This is a genomic window from Bradyrhizobium ottawaense, assembly GCF_900099825.1.
Lineage (GTDB): Bacteria > Pseudomonadota > Alphaproteobacteria > Rhizobiales > Xanthobacteraceae > Bradyrhizobium > Bradyrhizobium ottawaense_A.
Genome location: NZ_LT629693.1, coordinates 7633993 through 7654409 on the forward strand (window position 1 = coordinate 7633993; position 20417 = coordinate 7654409).

Genomic DNA, 20417 nt, shown 5'->3' on the forward strand with positions numbered 1-20417 from the left:
GCGCTTGCGCCGTGCCCACCGTCTCACCCCGCGTCGAGGTCGAAATCCGCCCACACCGGAACATGATCCGACGGCTTCTCCCAGGCGCGCACGTAGCTGTCGATGCCGACATTGGTCAGCCGGTCGCTGGCCTGCGGCGACAGCAGCAAATGATCGATCCGGATGCCCCAGTTCTTCTGCCAGGCACCGGCCTGGTAATCCCAGAACGTGTACTGGCCCGGCGCGTCGGTCACCGCGCGTAGCGCATCGGTTAAGCCCAGGCCGAGCAGGGACTGGAAAGCCTCGCGGGTTTCGGGGCGGAACAGCGCATCATTGGCCCAGGCGGCGGGGTTGTAGACGTCAGCCGCGGCCGGAATGACGTTGAAGTCGCCGGCGAGAATGAACGGTTCTTCCGCTTTAAGTCGCTCCCGGGAATACTCAAGAAGTCGCGACATCCATTTGAGTTTGTAAGGAAATTTCTCTGTGTCGACGGGGTTGCCGTTGGGCAGATAGAGGCAGGCGATCCGCACCACGCCGCTCTTCAGCGTCACCATGCCTTCGAGGAAGCGGGCATGGGCGTCCTCGTCGTCGCCGGCGAGGCCCGACTTGGTTTCCTCGAACGGCAGCTTCGACAACAGGGCGACCCCGTTAAAAGTCTTCTGGCCGTGGGTGACGACGTTGTAGCCCAGCGCCTCGATCTCGAGCCGGGGAAAGGCGTCATCGACGCATTTGATTTCCTGCAGGCAGACGATGTCCGGCGAGCATTCCCGGAGCCAGCTCACGAGATGCTCGATCCGCTGCCGGACCGAATTGACGTTCCACGTAGCAATACGCATCAAAAGGACCCGGACCGTAACCACACATTTTCGCTTTGCTGGCATACCATGAGCCGCAAGCCTGTGGTAACCGTCTAGAAATAAGGCGCAAAAGTCGCCGTCAAGGGGCCGGAAACCGTCGTCCCGTCCTTTGCGGGCGGCGGACGTGAAAATTATGAAAAAAAATAGCTTGATCGTTGTTGCCGGCGTCATCGGCATCGCCGCTGTAGCCGCTTATGCAACTCGCGCGTCATGGATGGGCAGCGCGACCACCGCGCAGGGGCCGCAGCGACCGCGCATGGTCTCCGTCGAACTGGCCAAGGCCGAGCGCAAATCCGTCCCCGTTGACGTCGATGCGATCGGGACCGTGACGCCGATCTCCAGCGTGGCGCTGAAATCGCGGGTTGAGACCACCATCGTCTCGGTGCATTTCGAGGACGGCGCCAAGGTGGCCGAAAACGATCTGTTGTTCACGCTCGACAGCCGCCAGATCGACGCCCAGATCGAACAGGCCGAGGGGACGCTCGCCAAGGATCAGGCACAGCTCGAGGGCGCCCAGCGCGATCTTCGGCGCTTCACCGACCTGGTCGGCAAGGGCGCCACCACGCAGGTCAACGTCGACAACGCCAAGACCCAGTCCGACACCCTGTCCGCCACCATCAAGGCCGATCAGGCGGCGCTGGACAACCTGAAGGTCCAGAAGAGCTACACCCTGATCCGTTCGCCGTTTGCTGGCCGGATTAGCGCCGCCAATGTGAAGGTCGGCAATTTCGTGCGGCCGGCCGACACCGCGCCGCTCGCCGTGATCAACCAGATGGCGCCTGTTTATGTGACCTTCGCCGTTCCGCAGCGCGTGCTGGTCGACCTGCGCGACGCGATGACCAAGGGCGATCCCGGGGTGACGGCGACGATCCCGGGCCACCAGCGTTCCGAGAGCGGCAAGGTCGCGATGGTCGAGAACACCGTGGACGCCACCACCGGCATGGTGACCGTCCGTGGCATCATGAACAACGAGAACGAGACGCTGTGGCCGGGGACGCTGGTCGCGACCAAGCTCGTGATCCGCAATGAAAATGCCATCGTGGTGCCCACGGTCGCCGTGCAGCGCAGCCAGAACGGCAACTATGTGTTTGTCGTCAAGGACGGCGCCGCCAAGCAGCAGCCGGTCAAGGTCGACCGGACCGCGCAGGGCGTTTCGGTGATCTCCGAAGGGTTGACCGGCGACGAAAGCGTCGTGGTCGACGGACAATTGCTGCTGTCGGACGGGACGCGGGTCGAACCGCGGGCCAAGAAGGCAGGGGCGTAACCGATGACGCTCTCCGAGCTCTGTATTCGCCGCCCGGTCATGACGACGCTGATCACGGCGTCGATCATCGCTTTCGGCGTGTTCGGCTTCCGCCTGTTGCCGGTGTCGGCGCTGCCGCGGGTCGACTTCCCGACGATTGCGGTCAGCGCGACCTTGCCGGGCGCCAGCGCGGATACCATGGCGGCCTCGGTTGCCGGCATCATCGAGCGCCAGCTCTCGACCATTGCCGGCATCTCGTCGATGTCGTCGAGTTCCTCGCAGGGCACCAGCGTCATCACCATCCAGTTCGATCTCAACCGCAATATCGATGCCGCGGCGCTGGACGTGCAGACGGCGCTGACGATCGCGCAACGCCGGCTGCCGATCGAAATGACGATCCCGCCGAGTTTCCGGAAAGTGAACCCGGCCGATTTCCCGGTGCTGTTCGTAGCATTGGGTTCGGGGACGCTGCCGTTGTCGGCGGTCAACGAATACGGCGACATCACCATCGGGCAGGCGCTGTCGCAAATCCCTGGTGTGGCGCAGGTTCTGATTTACGGGGCGCAGAAATTCGCCATCCGCGTCCAGGCCGACCCGGAAGCCGCCGCGGCGCGCGGGCTGTCGCTTGAGGACATCAGGACCGCAGTATCGCGGGCCAATTCGTCGACGCCGGTCGGCACCTTGAACGGGCCGAAGCAGGACGTCGCGCTGCAGGCCTCCGGGCAAATGGACAAGGCGGTCGACTACAGCAAGGTCGTGGTGGCCTGGCGCAACGGCTCGCCGGTGAAGCTCGACGAAGTGGCGCGGATCTATGACAGCGTCGAGAACGACAAGATCGCGACCTGGCTGAACGACGAGCGGGCGATCGTGCTGGCGATCCAGAAACAGCCGGACGCCAATACCGTGGCCGTGGTCGATTCCGTGCTGGCCAAGCTGCCGGCGCTGCGCGCGCAGATTCCGCCGTCGGTCTCGATCAATGTGATGATGGACCGTTCGATATCCATCCGTCAGGCGGTCGCCGACGTCGAGGAAACGCTGCTGATCGCCGTGGCGCTGGTAATTCTGGTGATCTTCCTGTTCCTGCGCTCGGCGTCGGCGACGTTCATTCCGGCGCTGGCGGTTCCGATCTCGCTGTTCGGCACCTGCGCGGTCATGTACTTCCTGGACTATTCCATCAACAACATGACGCTGCTGGCGCTGACCCTGTCGGTCGGTTTCGTGGTCGACGACGCCATCGTCATGCTGGAAAACATCGTCCGCCACATCGAGCACGGCATGCGGCCCTATGAGGCCGCGCTGAAAGGCGCGCGCGAGATCGGGTTCACCATCATCTCGATCACCTTCTCGCTGATCGCCGTGTTCATTCCCGTGCTCCTGATGGGCGGTATCGTCGGCCGGGTGTTCCGCGAGTTCGCAGTGACGGTATCGGTGGCGATCATCGTGTCCGGCTTCGTGTCGCTGACCTTGACGCCGATGCTGTGCGCGCGCGTGCTGCGGGCGCATGATCCGACCAAGAAGCCGAATGTCGTGCTTCGGGTGTTCGAGGCGATGTTCGATTCCTGGCTGCGCGGCTATGAATGGGCGCTCGACCGGGTGTTGGCGCACAAGGCGCTGATGCTGTTGGTCACGCTGGCGACGCTGGGTGGCACGATCTACCTTTACATGATCGTGCCGAAGGGCTTCTTCCCGCAGGAAGACACCGGCTTTCTGATCGGCGTGACCGAAGCCGCCACCGACACCTCGTTCGAGGCCATGAAGGTGCGGCAGCAGGCGCTGGTCGAGGTGCTGAAGTCCGATCCCGCGATTGACTACATCAATTCCACCGTCGGCTCGGGTGGTCCCAATGCGACCGCGAATTACGGCCGCCTATTCATTGCGCTGAAGCCGCAGAAGACCCGCGACAACGCCGCCGTCGTGATCGGACGTTTGCGCGCCAAGGCGCGACAGATTCCGGGCATGCAGGCGTTCTTCCAGAGCATCCAGAACCTCAATATCGGCGGCCGGATTTCGAAGAGCCAGTACCAGTACGTGCTGCAGAGCGGCGATACCGAATCGCTCTACCGGCTGGCGCCGGAAATGCGCGACAAGATCGAGAAGTTGCCGGGTCTACTTGACGTTACCACCGACCTCTACATCAAGAATCCGCAGATGACGGTCGACATCGACCGCGAAAAGGCCGCGGTCTACGGCATCACCGTCGATCAGGTGCGCAACCAGCTCTACAACGCCTACGGCGCCCGCCAGGTCGGCACCATCTACATGCCGACCAACGACTATCAGATCATCCTGGAAGTGCAGCCGCAGTTCCGCGTCGATCCGTCGGACCTGTCCAAGCTCTACATGAAGACCCAGAACAACGTGACCATTCCGCTTGCCGCAGTTGCCAAACTGGTGCCTTCGGTCGGTCCGCTCCAGATCAACCACCAGGGTCAGCAGCCGGCGGTGACGATTTCCTTCAATCTGGCGCCGGGCTACTCGCTCGGCTACGCCACCGACAGCATCCGCGAACTCGAGCGTTCGTCAAATCTGCCGCCGACGATCTTCTCCGGTTTCTCGGGCACGGCGCAGGTCTTCGAGGACTCCAAGAGCGGGCAGGGCGTCCTGATCCTGGCCGCCATCTTCGCGGCCTTCGTCATTCTCGGCATTCTCTACGAGAGCTTCATCCATCCGATCACCATCATCTCCGGCCTGCCGTCGGCCGGCATCGGCGCGATCCTGACCTTGATGCTGTTCGGCATGGAGCTGTCGGTCATTGCGATGATCGGCATCGTGATGCTGGTCGGCATCGTCAAGAAGAACGCCATCATGATGGTGGATTTTGCGCTGGAACGCCGCCGCGTCGGATTGAGTGCCGAGCACGCCATCCGCGAAGCGGCGCTGCTGCGTTTCCGTCCGATCATGATGACGACATTTGCCGCGATCTTCGGCACGCTGCCGATCGCCATCGGCGCTGGTGCCGGCGCCGAACTGCGTCAGCCGCTCGGCGTTGCGGTGGTCGGCGGACTCTGCGTGTCGCAATTGCTGACGCTGTTCATCACGCCCGTCATCTACATCTATCTCGATCGGATCGATCGTCTGCTGAAGCGCCGGCTCGAACCGCAGCACGAGGAGACCGGCGAGGGCGAGCGGCCGCATGTGGTTGCAGCCGAATGAATTCGTCTACCGATTGTTAACGCTGTCGCCGGCCGCGGCGCGGAGTTAACGCCGCCGAAGCGTTTGCTGGGCCTATCTGCCGATATCGCGCAGAAGGTTGGCCCGGCATGAAATCCTCCGTTGATCTGGTTGCATATTCGGGCAGGCTGTTTGGCTGGATCGGCGGCTTCTCGGCCATCGCCGGCATCGAGGCCGGCGAAATCACCGATCGCGAAATGGGCCGGGTCCGCGCCAGGCAGCTTGACGCGGTGACGCGGCTCGTTCCGGTCAGTATGACCGTCAATCTGATCACCGTTTCGATCGTTCTCACGCTGTTCTGGAACACCGGCTCGAACGCCTTTCTCGCTCTGTGGGCTTTGCTGATCGCATCGGTCGCCCTGCTGGCGGCGCGGTCATGGATGCGCTCTCAACGCACCCGCCCGCAGCAGGCCTCATTGGGGGCGATACGCAACTCGACCTTGCAGGCCATCCTCCTGGCGGCGATTTGGGCCGCGCTGCCGCTGGCCTTGCTCCCCAAATCGGGTCCGGCGGAGCAGATGATCATTGTCTGCCTGGCGGCCGGCATCATTGCGGGCGGTGCCTTCACGCTGTCGACGATCCCCCGGGCAAGCCTGATGTACATCTGGACGATGGCTTTCGCATCGACCGGCGCCCTGTTGCTGTGCGGTGACGATATCCATCTCTTCACTGCTGCCTTCCTGTTGCTGTTCGCCGGCTTCATGGCTCGCAACGTCGTCTCTCACGGTAATCTGTTTCAGGAAAATCTGCGGGCTCAATTGCAGCTCGAGCGCCAGACCGACATCATCTCGCTGCTGCTGAAGGAATTCCAGGACAACGCCAGCGACTGGCTGTGGCAAACCGATGCGCGGGGCCGGCTGGTCGACGTACCCGAACGTTTCGCCGAAGTGGCGCAGATGCCGCTGCCGCTCTTGAAGGGCGCGCATTTTTCCGAATTGCTGGAAATGCTGTGCCCCGACGACACGATCACGGTATCGAACATCGCAGCTCTGATGGAACGGCATGCGCCGCTCCACGAGATCAGCCTGCGGGTCGTCACCGGCGGCCAGACGCGGCTATGGTCGTTGACGGCAAAGCCCACCGGCGACAGCGACGGTCAGTTCCACGGCTATCGCGGCTTCGGCCGCGACGTCACCGAACGCTGGCGGGCGGAGCGGGCGGAGGCCGAAAGCCGGGCGAAATCGGATTTCCTGGCGGTGATGAGCCACGAGATCCGCACCCCCATGAACGGCGTGCTTGGACTGGCCGGCATGCTGCTGGAAACCGCGCTCGATCCGGAGCAGCGCCAGGCGGTCGCCACCATCCACGAGTCCGGCGACAATCTGCTGCGGGTCCTCAACGACATTCTCGATCTTTCGAAACTGGAGGCCGGCCGGTTCCAGTTCGAGGCCACCGATTTCTCGCCGACAGCACTGGTCGAGGCCGTGGCCGCGGTAGTCCGGAGCAGTGCCGGCAGCAAGGGATTGACCGTTGCGGTCGAACTCGACCCGGCGCTGCCCGCTTCGCTCCGCGGCGATGTCGCCCGAATCCGGCAGGTGTTGCTCAATCTCGCGTCCAACGCAGTGAAATTCACCGAACGCGGCAAGGTGACAATCGCAGCTCGCTGCCATTCGCGCGGCGACATGCTGGCCCGGGTGGAATGGTGTGTCTCCGACACCGGCATCGGGATTGCCCCCGACCGCATCGGCCGCCTGTTCAGCGACTACGAGCAGGCCGATGCCTCGATCAACCGCCGCTTCGGCGGCACCGGCCTCGGGCTCGCGATTTCCCGGCGCATCATCGAACAGATGGGCGGCAAGATCGGCGTCAGCTCGGCGCCCGAACAAGGCTCGACGTTTCAGTTCTCACTGACATTGCCGTGGAGCGATACGTTCGTCGCCGAACCATCGAAGGATCGGGTTGGCGCCGACGATCTCAAGGCGCGGATCGCGACGTTGGGCCGTCCGCTGCGGATCCTGATCGCGGAAGACGATGCGACCAATCGTTTGGTGGTCAGCAAGATGCTCCGGGAATTCGATGTCGAAGCATGCCTCGTGACCGACGGCGCGCAGGCGGTCGAGGCTATGCTGGAAGCCGAATACGATCTGGTGCTGATGGATGTGCAGATGCCCGTCATGGACGGCCATGCCGCGACGCGGGCGATCCGCTCGGGCGGTTTCACGTCGCTGCCGATCGTGGCACTGACCGCCAACGCCTTTCCCGAAGATGCCCGACTGTGCCGCGAGGCCGGGATGTCCGACTTCCTCGCCAAGCCGCTGCGCAAGCAGACGCTGGTGGATGCCGTGTTGCGGGCGCTGGGGCCCGCGCGCGAGCCGTCAGATGTTTCGATGGAACCGGCGCCGACGCTTGTCCCTGCGATGCCGGACACGACCGCGAAGCAGGGCGCAACCGCGGACCACGAAGTCAAGCCCGCGAGCTAGGTGTGGAGCCTCAAGAGGTTGTCCTTGGACAAACCGAGTCTGCTGATCGGCGTTTGTGAGTCTATACCACCATGGGGTCTGTGCCAGTTGTATTGATGCAGCCAGATCGGCAGCTCTTGGGCGCGCCGATCTGATGTTGGATAGGCTTTGGCGTAAGCCCATTCCCGAAGTGCGGTCTGGATGAAGCGCTCGGCCTTGCCGTTAGTTCTCGGCGTGTAGGGCTTGGTGCGGATGTGTTTGATGCCTAGGTCCCGGCAAGCGTCGCGGAAGGCAAAGGACTGGTAGCAACTCCCATTGTCGGTCATGACGCGCGTGACGGTGACGCCGAGGCTTTTGTAATACGCCACGGCGGCCTTGAGAAAGGGAACAGCACTGTCCGCCGTCTCGTCGGGCTTGATTTGGGAGAAGGCGACGCGGGAATGGTCGTCAATGCAGACGTGGACGAAATCCCAGCCAGCGCCCCGGCTCTTGTTCGGACCACTCGGATCGCCAGTAATGCGGTGCCCGACACGCTGGAAACGCCCGAGCTTTTTGATATCGATGTGAATGATCTCGCCTGGGCTCTCGCGCTCATAGCGGCGTTCCGGCTCGGCTGGCTCCAGATCCCGTATCCGGTTCAGTCCCAAGCGGCGAAGGATGCGGCTGACGGTGGCCGGCGATACCTTGACCTCAGCCGCGATCTGCTTGCCGGTGTGGCGCTGCCGGCGCAACGTCTCGACGGCCTTGCATGTGGCGGGCGGGGTTTGGCTCGGCGATGAATGGGGTCTGGAGGAGCGATCGCGCAACCCTTCAACACCTTCTGCACGGAACCGCTTGACCCATTTGGCGACGGTCTTCGGTGTCGTGTTGAACAGGTCAGCCGCGGCGGCTTGGCACAGCCTGCCCTCGACGACGCTTCGCACCATCGCCTCTCGACCTTTGGGCGTCAAAGGCGCATTCTTGTGGACGTTCATCTGGTCTCTCCTTGGAACACTGAAGCTTCGCAACCTCAGCTTCCTCGGTTCAGACCAGATGGACAACCTCCTGAAAGACCACAGCTAGGCGGACGTCCGCCCACTATTCGGGCCGATTCCCAAACGCTCAGACGGGCGTTACAGAAACCCCTGCATGCCGTTCACTCGCCGTGACCTGGCGCGCGGCGTAGTGCCGCGCGAGCGACGCGCAGACCATGAGTTGGATCTGATGGAACACCATCAATGGGATGATAACGAGCCCAACGTGTCCGGCGAACAGCAAGGTTGCGATCGGCAGGCCGCTGGCGAGGCTTTTCTTCGATCCGCAGAAAACGATGGTGATTTCATCGGCGCGTGAAAAGCCGAGCCGCCTGCTCGCAAAGGTCAGGATGGTTATCACGGTCGCAAGCAATGCGACATCGATGAGCGCGACCTTGAACAGCTCTCCCGCACCGATTTGGTGCCAGATCCCGTCCACGACGCCGTGGCTGAAAGCCGAGTAGACGATGAGCAGGATTGAGCCGTAATCCACGCCCTTGAGCGCGCGCGGGTGACGCGTGAGATAAGCGCCGATCCACGGCCGCAACAGCTGACCGGCGACGAACGGCACGAGAAGCTGCACCACGATGGCAAGCACCGAGCGCGCTGAGATGTCGATGCCGTGGCGGGCGAGCAGGAAACCGGCGATCAGGGGAGTAAGGAAGACGCCGAGCAGATTCGAAGCGGAGGCGCTGCACAGTGCCGCCGGCACGTTACCGCCTGCCACGGACGTGAAAGCGATCGAAGCCTGCACCGTCGAGGGCAGCGCGGTGAGCAGGATCAGCCCGGCCCAGAGCGGCGGGGAGAGGAAACCTGGGGCGAGGAAGCGCGCGGAAATTCCGAGCAACGGAAACAGCGCGAATGTGCTCAGAAACACCATCGTGTGCAGTCGCCAGTGCCGCGCTCCGAGAAACGCTACTTCGGGCGAAAGCTTCGCGCCGTGCATGAAAAACAACAGCGCGATGGCGGCATCCGTTAGCCAGCCGATGGCCTCGGCCGCATCGCCGCGGGCCGGCAGGACCGTGGCGAACGCAACAGTCAGCAAGATCGCCGCGAGGAACCTGTCGATGCGAGACCAGACGGAGCGGATCAAAGTCATTCAAGCCTCCTTCAGGTGATCGCCTCCTCTCATATCGGTGCACGCCGGTCATTGTGAATACCGCATACATCTATTACTGTAATCGGATATCATGATGATTGAGCCATGCTGGATCCCGTCCTGCTTCAGACTTTCCTGGCGATCGCCCAGACCAGGAGTTTCACCCGGACCGCCGAGCGCCTTGGCTTGCGCCAGTCGACGGTCAGCCAGCACATCCGCAAGCTTGAGGACGAGACGGGACGCCGACTCTTCGTCCGCGATACCCACTCGGTAACAATGACGGCTGACGGGGAGGCCATGATCGAGTTCGCCCGGGGCATCCTGGCGGCGAACGAACGGGCGGCGCGCTATTTCGCGGGCTCCGAGCTACGCGGCCGGCTGCGGTTCGGTGCGTCGGAGGATTTTGTGACGTCGCTTCTGCCGGAAGTTTTGCTCGAGTTTGTTCGCACACATCCGCTTGTCGAATTCGAGCTCACGGTTGGCCTGAGCGGTGAGCTCAACGAGAAACTTGGGCGCGGAGAGCTTGACCTCGTCTGTGGCAAACGTCGTCCGGGAGAGGATCGCGGACGCGTGGTCTGGCGTGATCGGTTAGCCTGGGTGTCCGGCGATCTTCCGCGCCTCGATCCATCAATGCCAGTACCGCTGATCCTCTATTCACCGCCCAGCATCACCCGCGAAATCGTTCTCGCCGCGCTTGAGCGGTGCGGTCGTCCCTGGCGTATCGCGTGCGTGAGCGGCAGTTTGAGCGGGCTGCGAGCCGCGGCGCTCGCCGGACTCGGCCTCACGATTTTTGCAGGAGACCTGATCCCGGCGGGACTTGCCGAGATCCCGAGTGGCCACGGTCTGCCAGATCTCGGCACCGTCGAGTTCGTTCTGCTCGGCGCGGGCAAAACCTTGAGCAGACCTGCCGCCGAACTCGCGGACGCAATCCTCGCAAGCGGCATTCGGGTGTAGCAGGATCAGATCGAGAAGCTGGTGCCGCAGCCACAGGAGGCGGTGGCGTTCGGGTTGACCACGCGGAACGAGGCGCCGATCAGGTCATCGACGAAATCGACTTCCGATCCCGCCAGGAACGGCACCGAGGCCGGATCGACCAGCACCACCGCGCCTTCGCGCGCGATCACGAGATCGTCCTCGGCCTTGGCATGATCGACGTCGAATTTGTACTGGAAGCCGGAGCAGCCGCCACCCTCGACGGAGATGCGCAGCATGGCGCCGTCGCCTTCGGTCTTGAGGATTTGCCCGATACGGCGGGCAGCCCGCTCGCTGACGGTGATGGCAGTGGTCATGACAGCTCTCCGGTCGGCGGCGTCATACCCAATTCATTTGGTATGCCGCGCCAGACATAGTTAAGTGCCTAACGTCGCGGAATCAAATGGATAAGGACTAAAAAAACGTGTCGGTCGGAATGGCTGCCCCCCGCGCACTTTATGCCTGCGACCCCGATTCCAGCCGCGGCCGGCTGTTTTCGGAACCGCCGAGCAAGACCCGCAGCCCGTTCCGCAGGGATTGCGACCGGGTGATCCATTCCACCGCTTTTCGCCGTCTCAAGCACAAAACCCAGGTTTTCGTGTTCCATGAGGGCGATCATTACCGCACAAGGCTGACCCATTCGCTGGAAGTGGCGCAGATCGCCCGCGCTTTGGCCCGGCAGCTTGGCCTCGACGAGGACCTGACGGAAACGCTGGCGCTGGCCCACGACCTCGGCCATCCCCCGTTCGGCCATGCCGGCGAGCGGGCGCTCGACAAATGCCTGCAGGCCCATGGCGGCTTCGACCATAACGCGCAGACGCTGCGCGTGTTGACCGCGCTCGAGCATCGCTACCCCGAATTCGACGGGCTCAACCTGACCTGGGAATCGCTCGAAGGCATCGTCAAGCACAACGGCCCGCTGATGGAGCGAAGTGGGCCCCCGGCCGGGCACCATGGCGGGAGCGGCATTCCCATCGGGATCGCCGACTTCAACCGGAAATTCGATCTGGAATTGTGGAGCTTCGCTTCACTGGAGGCCCAGGTCGCAGCCTTTGCCGATGACATCGCCTATGACGCCCACGATATCGATGACGGCCTGCGCGCCGGGCTGTTTGCCGTCGACGATCTCAAGGTGATGCCGCTGACGGAAGCGATCATCGCCGAGATTGGCCACCATTACCCCGATCTCGACAACGTCAGGCGCGGCGCCGAACTGGTGCGCGAGCTGATCTCCTACCTGATCGGCGCCGTGGTCACGGAGACGCAGAAGCGTCTGGAGGTCGCCAAACCGCAGTCGGCCCAAGACGTCCGCCTGTACCATCAGCCGATGGTCGCGTTTCCGGATTCCGTCGCGCAGGAGGAGGCCGCCATCAAGGCGTTCCTCAAGCAGCGGATGTACCGCCACGCCCGGGTGATGCGCGTGATGGGCGAGGCGGAAGGGATCCTGTTCGACCTGTTCGCGCGCTATCAGGCGTCGCCGGCCGATCTGCCGGCCGAATGGGTTGAGGGTACTGAGCGCGAGAGCGAGGGCGAGCGGGCGCGCCGGATCGGCAATTTCATCGCCGGTATGACCGACCGTTTCGCCCTGATCGAGCACCAAAGGCTTTTTGACTCGACCCCGGATTTGCGTTAGGCGGCGGCCATGGCCGACAAACCTGCTTCACAACACCTTTTTGCCGATGTGCTGGCGCGCGTACATGCGATCTGCGCTGCGCTTGCGACCGAAGGCCAATGGCCCGACGGCGTCGATTTCTCGCGCGTGGTGGTCGAGCCGCCGCGCGACGCCAGCCATGGCGACATGGCGACCAATGCGGCGATGGTGCTGGCCAAGGAAGCCAAGGCCAATCCGCGCGAGCTCGCCGACAAGTTCGCCGAAAAACTCCGCGCCGACGACCTGATCGCCTCGGTCGAAGTCGCGGGGCCCGGTTTCATCAATCTCACCCTGAAGCCTCAGGTCTGGGCGGATGCGCTGCGCACGGTGCTGCGTGAGGGCGCTTCCTACGGCAGAAGCGCGATCGGCAAGGCCGACAAGGTCAATGTCGAATACGTCTCGGCCAATCCGACCGGACCGATGCATGTCGGCCATTGCCGTGGCGCCGTGTTCGGCGATGCGTTGTGCAGCCTGTTGCAGTTCGCGGGCTATGCCGTCACGCGCGAATATTACATCAACGATGCCGGCGCGCAGGTCGACGTGCTGGCGCGGTCGGCGTACCTGCGCTACCTCGAAGCGCTCGGCGACAACATCGGTGACATTCCGGAGGGGCTTTATCCCGGCGACTATCTGGTGCCGGTCGGGCAGGCGCTCGCTGCCGAATTTGGCGACAAGCTCAAGGCGATGTCGGAAAACGCCTGGCTGCCGATCGTTCGCGCCAAGGCGATCGCGGCCATGATGGAGATGATCAAGGGCGATCTGGCCGCGCTCCAGATCAAGCATGATGTGTTCTTCTCGGAGCGCTCGTTGATCGAGACCGGCAACAACAAGGTCACCGAGACCATCGATTTCCTGCGTTCCAAGGGCGATATCTACGAAGGCCGCCTGCCGCCGCCGAAGGGCAAGCCGGTCGAGGATTACGAGGACCGCGAGCAGACGCTGTTCCGGGCGACCGCCTACGGCGATGACGTCGATCGTCCGCTGATCAAGTCCAACGGCAGCTATACGTATTTCGCTTCCGACATCGCCTATCACAAGAACAAGATCGATCGCGGCTTTCTCGACATGATCGACGTGTTCGGCGCCGACCATGGCGGCTACATCAAGCGTATGCAGGCCGCCGTGAAGGGCGTCAGCGCCGGCAAGGCCTCACTCGACATCAAGGTCGTGCAACTGGTCCGGCTGCTGCGCGGCGGCGAGCCGGTGAAGATGTCGAAGCGGTCGGGCGACTTCGTCACCTTGCGCGAAGTCGTCGACGAGGTCGGCTCGGACGCCGTCCGATTCATGATGCTGTTCCGCAAGAACGACGCGGTGCTGGATTTCGACCTCGCCAAGGTGATCGAGCAGTCCAAGGACAACGCGGTGTTCTACGTCCAGTACGGCCATGCCCGCGGCCATTCGATCTTCAAGAACGCCCGCGAGATGGTTCCGGACCTGCCCGAGACCGACGCCGCGCGGGCGGCCTATCTCGGGGACGCCGCCGTCGAGCGGCTGACTGACCCGGCGGAACTCAGCCTGCTCAAGCTGCTGGCGCTCTATCCCCGGATGATCGAGGCCGCCGCGGTCGCTCACGAGCCTCACCGAATCGCTTTTTATCTGTATGATTTGGCCAGCGAATTTCATGCGCTTTGGACCAAGGGGCGCGATTTGCCCTATTTACGCTTCATTATCACTAATGATGCAGAAATCACGAAGGCGCGACTGGCGATGGTCCAGGGCGTTGTCTCGGTTCTGGCATCGGGCTTAGCCGTTCTCGGCGTCCACGCCCCGACCGAGATGCGGTAGGCAGGGGCGAAGGCCCTCACGAATGGGGATTTGTGGGGGGTCTGGCAGGGGCCAATTCGTTGTCAGGTTTCGCTGACATAGCGGGTTGGCGCTGTCCCGAACGGGATGCACCACCACGATGGCTGATCGATATCCGGACCGACCTTTTCCCGCCCCCGACCACGATCGAGGTGGCGATATCAGACGCGTGGAGAACGACCCGCTGGCCGAGTTGGCAAGGCTGATCGGTCAGACCGATCCGTTCGGCACCGCAGGCGCAAGCAAGGCGCCGCCACATCCGCTGCAGTCGCGCGCCAATCCGCGCCCGCAACCCTATATCCCGGCCGACGAAGACGAGCGCGCGGCCCCGATGCCGCCGCCGTGGATGCAGCGCGCCAGGCAGGAAGCTCCGCCGCCAGCAGAGGACTACGCCGACGAAGAGCCGGAATACGAGCCGGCGCCGGTGCATCCCTTGCATCGCTACGCGGCCCAGCAACCGGCGGCGCCCGCGCAAGACTATCAAAAAGACTATCAGCAGGATTATCAGGAAGAGCAGCACTACGCCGATGAGGAGCCGCCGGCCGACCCGGCGCGCTATGACGACGCGCTGTACGGCCAGATCGAATCCGGCGAACAGGAATATCAGCGCGATCCGGCCTATCCGGACGATCCCTACGCCTACCAGAGCGAGTACGAAGAGCCTGCCGAGCCCAAGCGCCGTTCCAGCGGCCTGGTCACGGTTGCCGCCGTGCTGGCGCTGGCCGTGGTGGGGACCGGGGCTGCCTTCGCCTATCGAACCTATGTCGGTTCGCCGCGCAGCGGCGAGCCGCCGATCATCAAGGCCGACAACAGCCCGACCAAGATCGTTCCGGCGCCGGCTGACAGCGCCTCCGGAAAGACCCCTGACCGCATGTTGCCCGGTGACGGCGGTGAGAAACTGGTGTCGCGCGAAGAGACGCCGGTCGACGTCAATTCCAGGGCAGGTGGGCCCCGCGTGGTGTTTCCGCCGCTGAACCAGAACGGCAGCCCGCCGGCGGTTGCCAGCGTTTCTCCGAGTACGCCGCCACCGGCGACGGCTGCGAACGGCACGATGCCGAACAGCGAGCCGCGCAAGATCAAGACGCTCGCCGTCAAGGGCGATGCGGCTGAAAACGGCGGAGCGCCGGCTACCGTGGCTGCACCTGCGGCAAAGCCGGCCGCGCGAACCGCGACAGCGCCTGTGACACCCCCGGCCGCGCACAACCCATCCTCGGCTAACGCCAGCGCACCGCTGTCACTGGCGCCAGGTGGGGCGCAGCCCGATCCGGCGGCCACCCGGACGGCTGCCACCAATCCGGTGCAGGCGGCTCCGGCTCCGGCGCCCGCGGCAGGCGGTGGGTACGTGGTCCAAATCTCCTCGCAGAAGTCCGAGGCCGACGCGCAGGCGTCGTTCCGCGCCCTGCAGGGCAAGTTCCCGGCGGTGCTGGGTTCCCGTTCGCCCCTGATCAAGCGCGCCGATCTCGGCGAAAAGGGCGTCTATTACCGGGCCATGGTCGGGCCGTTCGGTTCGCCCGACGAGGCCTCGCAATTCTGCGGCAATCTGAAAACCGCCGGCGGACAGTGCGTCGTCCAAAGGAATTAACGGCCGTTTCCTTGACCCGGGAGCCATGAGGGGCCTAATCGGCCCCCATGAGCAGCCGCGCATTCATCACGGGCGTATCGGGACTGGAACTGGGCGCTGACGAGCGTGCGTTCATCCGTGCCGAGCGTCCATGGGGTTTCATCCTATTCAAGCGCAATATCGATACTCCGGTGCAAGTATCTTCACTTGTTCGGGAATTGCGTGAGGCCGTTGGTAATCCGGATGCGCCGGTCCTGATCGATCAGGAAGGTGGCCGGGTCCAGCGGTTGGGACCGCCGCACTGGCCGGCCTATCCGCCCGGCGCCGTCTTCGGTGCGCTCTACGACATCGAGCCGAAACTAGGCTTTCAGGCCGCACGCCTGAGTTCCCGGCTGATCGCGGCCGACCTGATCGACCTCGGCATATCGGTCGATTGCTTGCCGCTCGCGGACGTTCCGGTCGCCGGCGCCGACGCCGTGATTGGCAACCGGGCCTACGGAACCGGACCCGCCAAGGTGGCGGCGATCGCCCGGGCTGTCACCGAGGGGCTGGTCGAGGGCGGTGTGCTGCCGGTTCTCAAGCACATTCCTGGCCATGGAAGGGCCACCGCGGACAGCCATTTCCGCCTGCCGACGGTCGATACGTCGCGAGCAGAGCTGGAAACGACCGATTTCGCCGCCTTTCAACCGCTGGCGGACCTGCCGATGGCCATGACCGCACATGTTGTGTTTAGCGCGTTAGATCCCGCCCAACCGGCGACGACTTCTGCGACAATCATAAGCCAAGTGATTCGCGGCGTGATCGGGTTCCAAGGTTTGTTGATGAGTGATGACGTGTCCATGAATGCGTTGGCGGGAACGATCGCCGAGCGGACCCGCGCCATCGTCAACGCGGGCTGCGACATGGTTTTGCATTGCAACGGCAAGCTCGACGAGATGCGCGACGTGGCGCGTGAGACGCCGGAACTGACGGGTGAGGCCCTCGCTCGCGCCAAACGGGCGCTGGCCTCGCGACATCAACCGCAGCCGCTCGACCGGCAGGCGGCACGGGCTGAACTGGACGCGCTGATCAATCGGGTAGGGACGGCATGACTGCGGAGATTCTATCGTTTGAGACCGGACGGCCCGCCGATGCGAACGACAGCGAACCCTCGCTGGTCGTCGACGTCGAGGGCTATGAAGGCCCGCTCGATTTGCTGTTGACGCTGGCGCGGCAGCAGAAGGTCGATCTCTCCAAGATCTCGATCCTGGCGCTGGCAGACCAGTATTTGATCTTCATCGAGGCGGCGCGAAAGATCCGGCTTGAACTCGCGGCCGATTACCTGGTCATGGCGGCTTGGCTCGCGTTTCTGAAATCGCGTTTGCTGCTGCCGGAACCGGCGACGCCGGACGGACCGAGTGCCGAGGAAATGGCGACCGCGCTCGCCAACCGGCTGCGCCGGCTGGAGGCGATCCGCGAGGCGGCCAACCGGCTGATGAACCGGCCGCAGTTCCAGCGCGATATTTTCCCGCGCGGCAATCCGGAATCGATCGCCGAGATCCGCCATCCCAAGTTCACCGCGACGCTGTACGACCTGCTTTCGGCCTATGCCACGCAGCGCCAGCAGCGCGTGCTCGCGACCGTGCATCTGCAGAAGCGCACGGTGTGGTCGCTGGCGGAAGCGCGCGCCTCGCTGGAGCGGCTGATCGGCATCGCCGAGGAGTGGAGCTGTCTCGACGAATATCTTCTCAACTACGTCGTCGATCCCTCGCAAAAGGCGACGGTGTTTGCCTCGAGCTTTGCCGCCGCCCTTGAGCTCGTGCGCGAAGGCGAGATGGAAATAAACCAGAAAGAGGCGTTCGCGCCGATCTATTTTCGTAAGCGTCAAGCATCCGGAGCGATGTCCGCCCCGGATCTGACGGTCGAGTAAGTGGAAGGAGAGCTAGCCATGGCAAGCCTGGCGGAAAAACGCATGGATGATGCCGAGGAGCGTCCCGTCGACCCCAATACGGAAACGGATGCCGTGGCACGGCCCGAGGAATTGCGGTTGCTCGAAGCGCTGCTGTTTGCTTCCGCCGAGCCGATCGATCAGGCCACGTTGGCGAAGCGGATGCCCGACGGTGTCGACATCAAGGAAGCGCTGGCGCGGCTGCAGGCGGAATACGCCACGCGTGGCGTCAATCTGGTGCGCGTCGCTAACAAATGGACGTTCCGCACTGCGGGCGACCTGTCTTGGCTGATGACGCGCGAGAGCACCGAAACCCGCCGCCTGTCGCGCGCGGCCATCGAGGTGCTCGCGATCATCGCCTATCACCAGCCGGTGACGCGCGCCGAGATCGAGGAAATCCGCGGCGTGATCACGTCCAAGGGAACCCTGGACGTGCTGCTGGAGACCGGCTGGATTCGTCCCCGCGGGCGTCGCAAGACGCCGGGCCGTCCGCTGACCTTCGGCACCACCGAGGCGTTCCTGTCGCAATTCAGCCTCGAGGCGCTGGGCGATCTGCCGGGCCTGGAAGAGCTGAAGGGCACGGGCCTCCTGGACTCGCGGCTGCCTTCCGGCTTCAGCGTTCCGACGCCCTCCGACGACGCGGCACTGCGTGAGGACGAAGATCCGCTCGATGCCGGCGATACGCTGGATCTGTTGCTGGCGCCCGCCGCGGAGCCTGAAAGCGGCCCCGAAGGCGGCGGGGAAAGCTAGTTCCGAAAGCGCCGCGGTTTATTCCCGGATCGGGGATTAACAATAGCAAAATTACGTAGCCGCGGCACCGATTTGCCGCGGCCTAAGTCCTTGTTTTTGACACCTCCCGGGCCTACCTTCCGCCAAAGCTTGGTCGGTTTCCGGCCGTCTCTTTTGGAGGGTTGCAGGATGGGTTCGCTTAGCATTTGGCACTGGATCGTCGTGATCGCAGTCGTCCTGCTGTTGTTCGGCCGCGGCAAGATTTCGGACCTGATGGGCGACGTCGCGCAGGGCATCAAGGCCTTCAAGAAGGGCATGCAGGACGATGACAAGACTGCGGAAAAGCCCGAACCTGCCAAGACCATCGATCATGCCGGGGCTCCGGCCGCGGCGCGCTCGGATGTCGGCAGCAAGGCTGTCTGAACCAGCCCCCCGTTGAAGGGTGCCGGCTTAGAGAAGCCGGTTGAGGAAGGGCGCGGGCGTTCCCAAATCTTGCTACAAGCAGATCTTGTGCAGGGAACGGGGCGCGGACGTCACGCGTGAGCGGAAAAATTCATGTTCGATATCGGGTGGAGTGAACTGGTCGTCATCGCGGTCGTCGCGCTGATCGCCATCGGCCCGAAAGAGCTGCCGGGCGTGCTGCGCATGGTCGGGCAATGGATGGGCAAGGCGCGCAAGATGGCGTCCGAATTCCAGGGCCAGTTCAACGAAGCGATGCGCGAGGCCGAGATGGCTGACCTCAAGAAGAGCTTCGATGAGGTCAAGGAAGCCGCAACCGGCTTCACCAGCGGCAACATCATGACCTCGCTGCAAAAGGACGTCAGCGACGCCATGCAGATCGGCGATATCGACAAGCCAAAAGAGCTGGCGCAAGAACCCGTACAGGATCCAGTGGATGCGCAGATCGCGTCCGCGATCGGCGAGCCCATCACGCCGACGACTCCGGCCGAGCCCACAGCGCAGACCTTCGTCGAGGCCGAGACGCATGCGGCCGCCTCCGAGCCGCTCGCGATCACCCGTGAAGTCCAGCCCGCGCCGCAGGACATCGCGCCGGCGGTGCCCGACGTTGCCAGGGACGCCAAAGCGTCATGAGCGCCGAAGACATCGAGGCCAGCAAAGCGCCGCTGATGGATCACCTGATCGAGCTGCGCTCGCGGCTGATCAAGGCGCTGCTCGGCTTCGGCATTGCTTTCATTTTCTGCTTCTTCTTCGCCAAGCAGATCTACAACGTGCTGGTCTGGCCGTTCGTCTGGGTCGCGGGACCCGAGAACTCGAAGTTCATTTACACCGCGCTGCTGGAATATTTCCTCACCCAGTTGAAGCTGGCGCTGTTCGGCGCCGGATTCCTCTCGTTTCCGATCGTCGCGACGCAAATCTACATGTTCGTCGCGCCTGGTCTCTACAAGCACGAGCGCGGCGCGTTCCTGCCATATCTGATCGCGACGCCGTTCTTCTTCGTGCTTGGCTCGACGCTGGTCTACTTCGTCGTGCTGCCGATGCTGGTGCGGTTTTCGCTCGGTATGCAGCAGACCGCTGGCGCGGAGACCGCGCAGATCCAGTTGCTGCCGAAGGTCGGCGAGTTCCTGTCGCTGACGATGTCGCTGATCTTCGCGTTCGGCATCGCGTTCCAGTTGCCGGTGATCCTGACGCTGCTGGGCCGGATCGGCATCATCACCTCGAAGCAACTGCGCGAAAAGCGCCGCTATTTCATCGTCGTCGCCTTCATCATCGCCGCCGTGCTGACGCCGCCCGACGTCATCAGCCAAGCCTCGCTCGCCATACCCCTGCTGGCGCTTTACGAAGGCTCGATCATCGCCGTGCGCATGGTCGAAAAGAAGGCCGCCGCCACGCAGGCCGCCGCGAGCGCGCCGCCACCGGCGAGCCCGCCGCCGCCCGAGGGCAATCCGGCCGAATAGGCTGGTCGTCATACCCCGCGAAAGCGGGGTATCCAGTACGCCACAGCCTTGGGAATATCCGCGGTCGGCCTCCGCCTGTGTGACCTTCAGTGTTCCA

At 63.6% G+C, this 20417-nt stretch carries 17 protein-coding genes; 13 read left to right on the forward strand and 4 right to left on the reverse strand.

Annotation, left to right across the window (positions count from 1 at the left end; genetic code table 11):
* Positions 1 to 23 precede the first annotated feature (23 nt).
* Positions 24 to 815: an exodeoxyribonuclease III gene (gene xth, locus BLR13_RS36115; RefSeq protein WP_074830250.1), complete on the reverse strand. Its 792-nt coding sequence runs from the start codon at positions 813 to 815 to the stop codon at positions 24 to 26.
* 154 nt (positions 816 to 969) lie between these two features.
* On the opposite strand from xth, the gene BLR13_RS36120 reads away from it, so the two are divergent.
* From BLR13_RS36120 to BLR13_RS36130, 3 genes are all read left to right on the forward strand, one after another.
* Positions 970 to 2100 (forward strand): efflux RND transporter periplasmic adaptor subunit, encoded by a 1131-nt coding sequence (locus BLR13_RS36120; protein ID WP_074830246.1) that lies wholly within the window; start codon positions 970 to 972, stop codon positions 2098 to 2100.
* A 3-nt stretch (positions 2101 to 2103) separates the two neighbouring features.
* Positions 2104 to 5232 carry an efflux RND transporter permease subunit gene (locus BLR13_RS36125; protein ID WP_074830244.1) on the forward strand — a complete coding sequence of 1043 codons (3129 nt, stop codon included), beginning with the start codon at positions 2104 to 2106 and terminating at the stop codon, positions 5230 to 5232.
* Positions 5233 to 5339: 107 nt separating this feature from the next.
* Entirely contained in the window at positions 5340 to 7670 is a 2331-nt protein-coding gene (locus BLR13_RS36130) for a PAS domain-containing hybrid sensor histidine kinase/response regulator (RefSeq protein ID WP_074830241.1), read from the forward strand.
* Here the strand turns inward: BLR13_RS36130 and BLR13_RS36135 are convergent.
* Together BLR13_RS36135 and BLR13_RS36140 are read right to left on the reverse strand one after the other, a co-directional pair.
* Positions 7667 to 8623: an IS481 family transposase gene (locus tag BLR13_RS36135; protein ID WP_074830238.1), complete on the reverse strand. Its 957-nt coding sequence runs from the start codon at positions 8621 to 8623 to the stop codon at positions 7667 to 7669. The two genes, BLR13_RS36130 and BLR13_RS36135, sit on opposite strands and share 4 nt — an antisense overlap.
* Positions 8624 to 8750: 127 nt before the next feature.
* A complete protein-coding gene (locus BLR13_RS36140) occupies positions 8751 to 9761 on the reverse strand; it encodes a bile acid:sodium symporter family protein (protein ID WP_074830234.1) in 1011 nt (336 codons plus the stop codon).
* A 105-nt stretch (positions 9762 to 9866) separates the two neighbouring features.
* On the opposite strand from BLR13_RS36140, the gene BLR13_RS36145 reads away from it, so the two are divergent.
* Positions 9867 to 10715: a LysR family transcriptional regulator gene (locus BLR13_RS36145; protein ID WP_074830232.1), complete on the forward strand. Its 849-nt coding sequence runs from the start codon at positions 9867 to 9869 to the stop codon at positions 10713 to 10715.
* A gap of 5 nt (positions 10716 to 10720) precedes the next feature.
* On the opposite strand, the gene erpA is transcribed toward BLR13_RS36145, so the two are convergent.
* Positions 10721 to 11050 (reverse strand): iron-sulfur cluster insertion protein ErpA, encoded by a 330-nt coding sequence (gene erpA / locus BLR13_RS36150; protein WP_027537859.1) that lies wholly within the window; start codon positions 11048 to 11050, stop codon positions 10721 to 10723.
* Positions 11051 to 11157: 107 nt separating this feature from the next.
* Between erpA and BLR13_RS36155 the strand changes: the two genes are divergently transcribed.
* The 9 genes from BLR13_RS36155 (at position 11158) to tatC (ending at position 20320) form a co-directional block, all read left to right on the forward strand.
* Entirely contained in the window at positions 11158 to 12366 is a 1209-nt protein-coding gene (locus tag BLR13_RS36155) for a deoxyguanosinetriphosphate triphosphohydrolase (protein WP_091976960.1), read from the forward strand.
* Between the two features lie 9 nt (positions 12367 to 12375).
* On the forward strand, positions 12376 to 14169 hold the full coding sequence (gene argS, locus BLR13_RS36160; protein WP_074830226.1) for an arginine--tRNA ligase: 1794 nt from the start codon (positions 12376 to 12378) through the stop codon (positions 14167 to 14169).
* A 118-nt stretch (positions 14170 to 14287) separates the two neighbouring features.
* Complete coding sequence (locus BLR13_RS36165; protein ID WP_074830223.1) at positions 14288 to 15769, forward strand: SPOR domain-containing protein; 1482 nt, start codon at positions 14288 to 14290, stop codon at positions 15767 to 15769.
* A gap of 47 nt (positions 15770 to 15816) precedes the next feature.
* Positions 15817 to 16839 carry a beta-N-acetylhexosaminidase gene (gene nagZ / locus BLR13_RS36170; protein WP_074830220.1) on the forward strand — a complete coding sequence of 341 codons (1023 nt, stop codon included), beginning with the start codon at positions 15817 to 15819 and terminating at the stop codon, positions 16837 to 16839.
* Positions 16836 to 17657, forward strand: a complete 822-nt coding sequence (locus BLR13_RS36175) for a segregation and condensation protein A (RefSeq protein ID WP_074830217.1) — start codon at positions 16836 to 16838, stop codon at positions 17655 to 17657. Before nagZ ends, BLR13_RS36175 begins: the two co-directional genes overlap by 4 nt.
* Before the next feature lie 18 nt (positions 17658 to 17675).
* Positions 17676 to 18425: an SMC-Scp complex subunit ScpB gene (scpB, locus tag BLR13_RS36180; RefSeq protein ID WP_074830214.1), complete on the forward strand. Its 750-nt coding sequence runs from the start codon at positions 17676 to 17678 to the stop codon at positions 18423 to 18425.
* 168 nt (positions 18426 to 18593) lie between these two features.
* Positions 18594 to 18827 carry a twin-arginine translocase TatA/TatE family subunit gene (locus BLR13_RS36185; RefSeq protein ID WP_074830212.1) on the forward strand — a complete coding sequence of 78 codons (234 nt, stop codon included), beginning with the start codon at positions 18594 to 18596 and terminating at the stop codon, positions 18825 to 18827.
* Positions 18828 to 18959: 132 nt separating this feature from the next.
* On the forward strand, positions 18960 to 19496 hold the full coding sequence (gene tatB, locus BLR13_RS36190) for a Sec-independent protein translocase protein TatB (protein ID WP_074830204.1): 537 nt from the start codon (positions 18960 to 18962) through the stop codon (positions 19494 to 19496).
* Positions 19493 to 20320 carry a twin-arginine translocase subunit TatC gene (tatC, locus tag BLR13_RS36195; RefSeq protein WP_074830202.1) on the forward strand — a complete coding sequence of 276 codons (828 nt, stop codon included), beginning with the start codon at positions 19493 to 19495 and terminating at the stop codon, positions 20318 to 20320. The genes tatB and tatC overlap by 4 nt, the downstream gene beginning before the upstream one ends.
* The last annotated feature ends 97 nt before the right edge of the window (positions 20321 to 20417 follow it).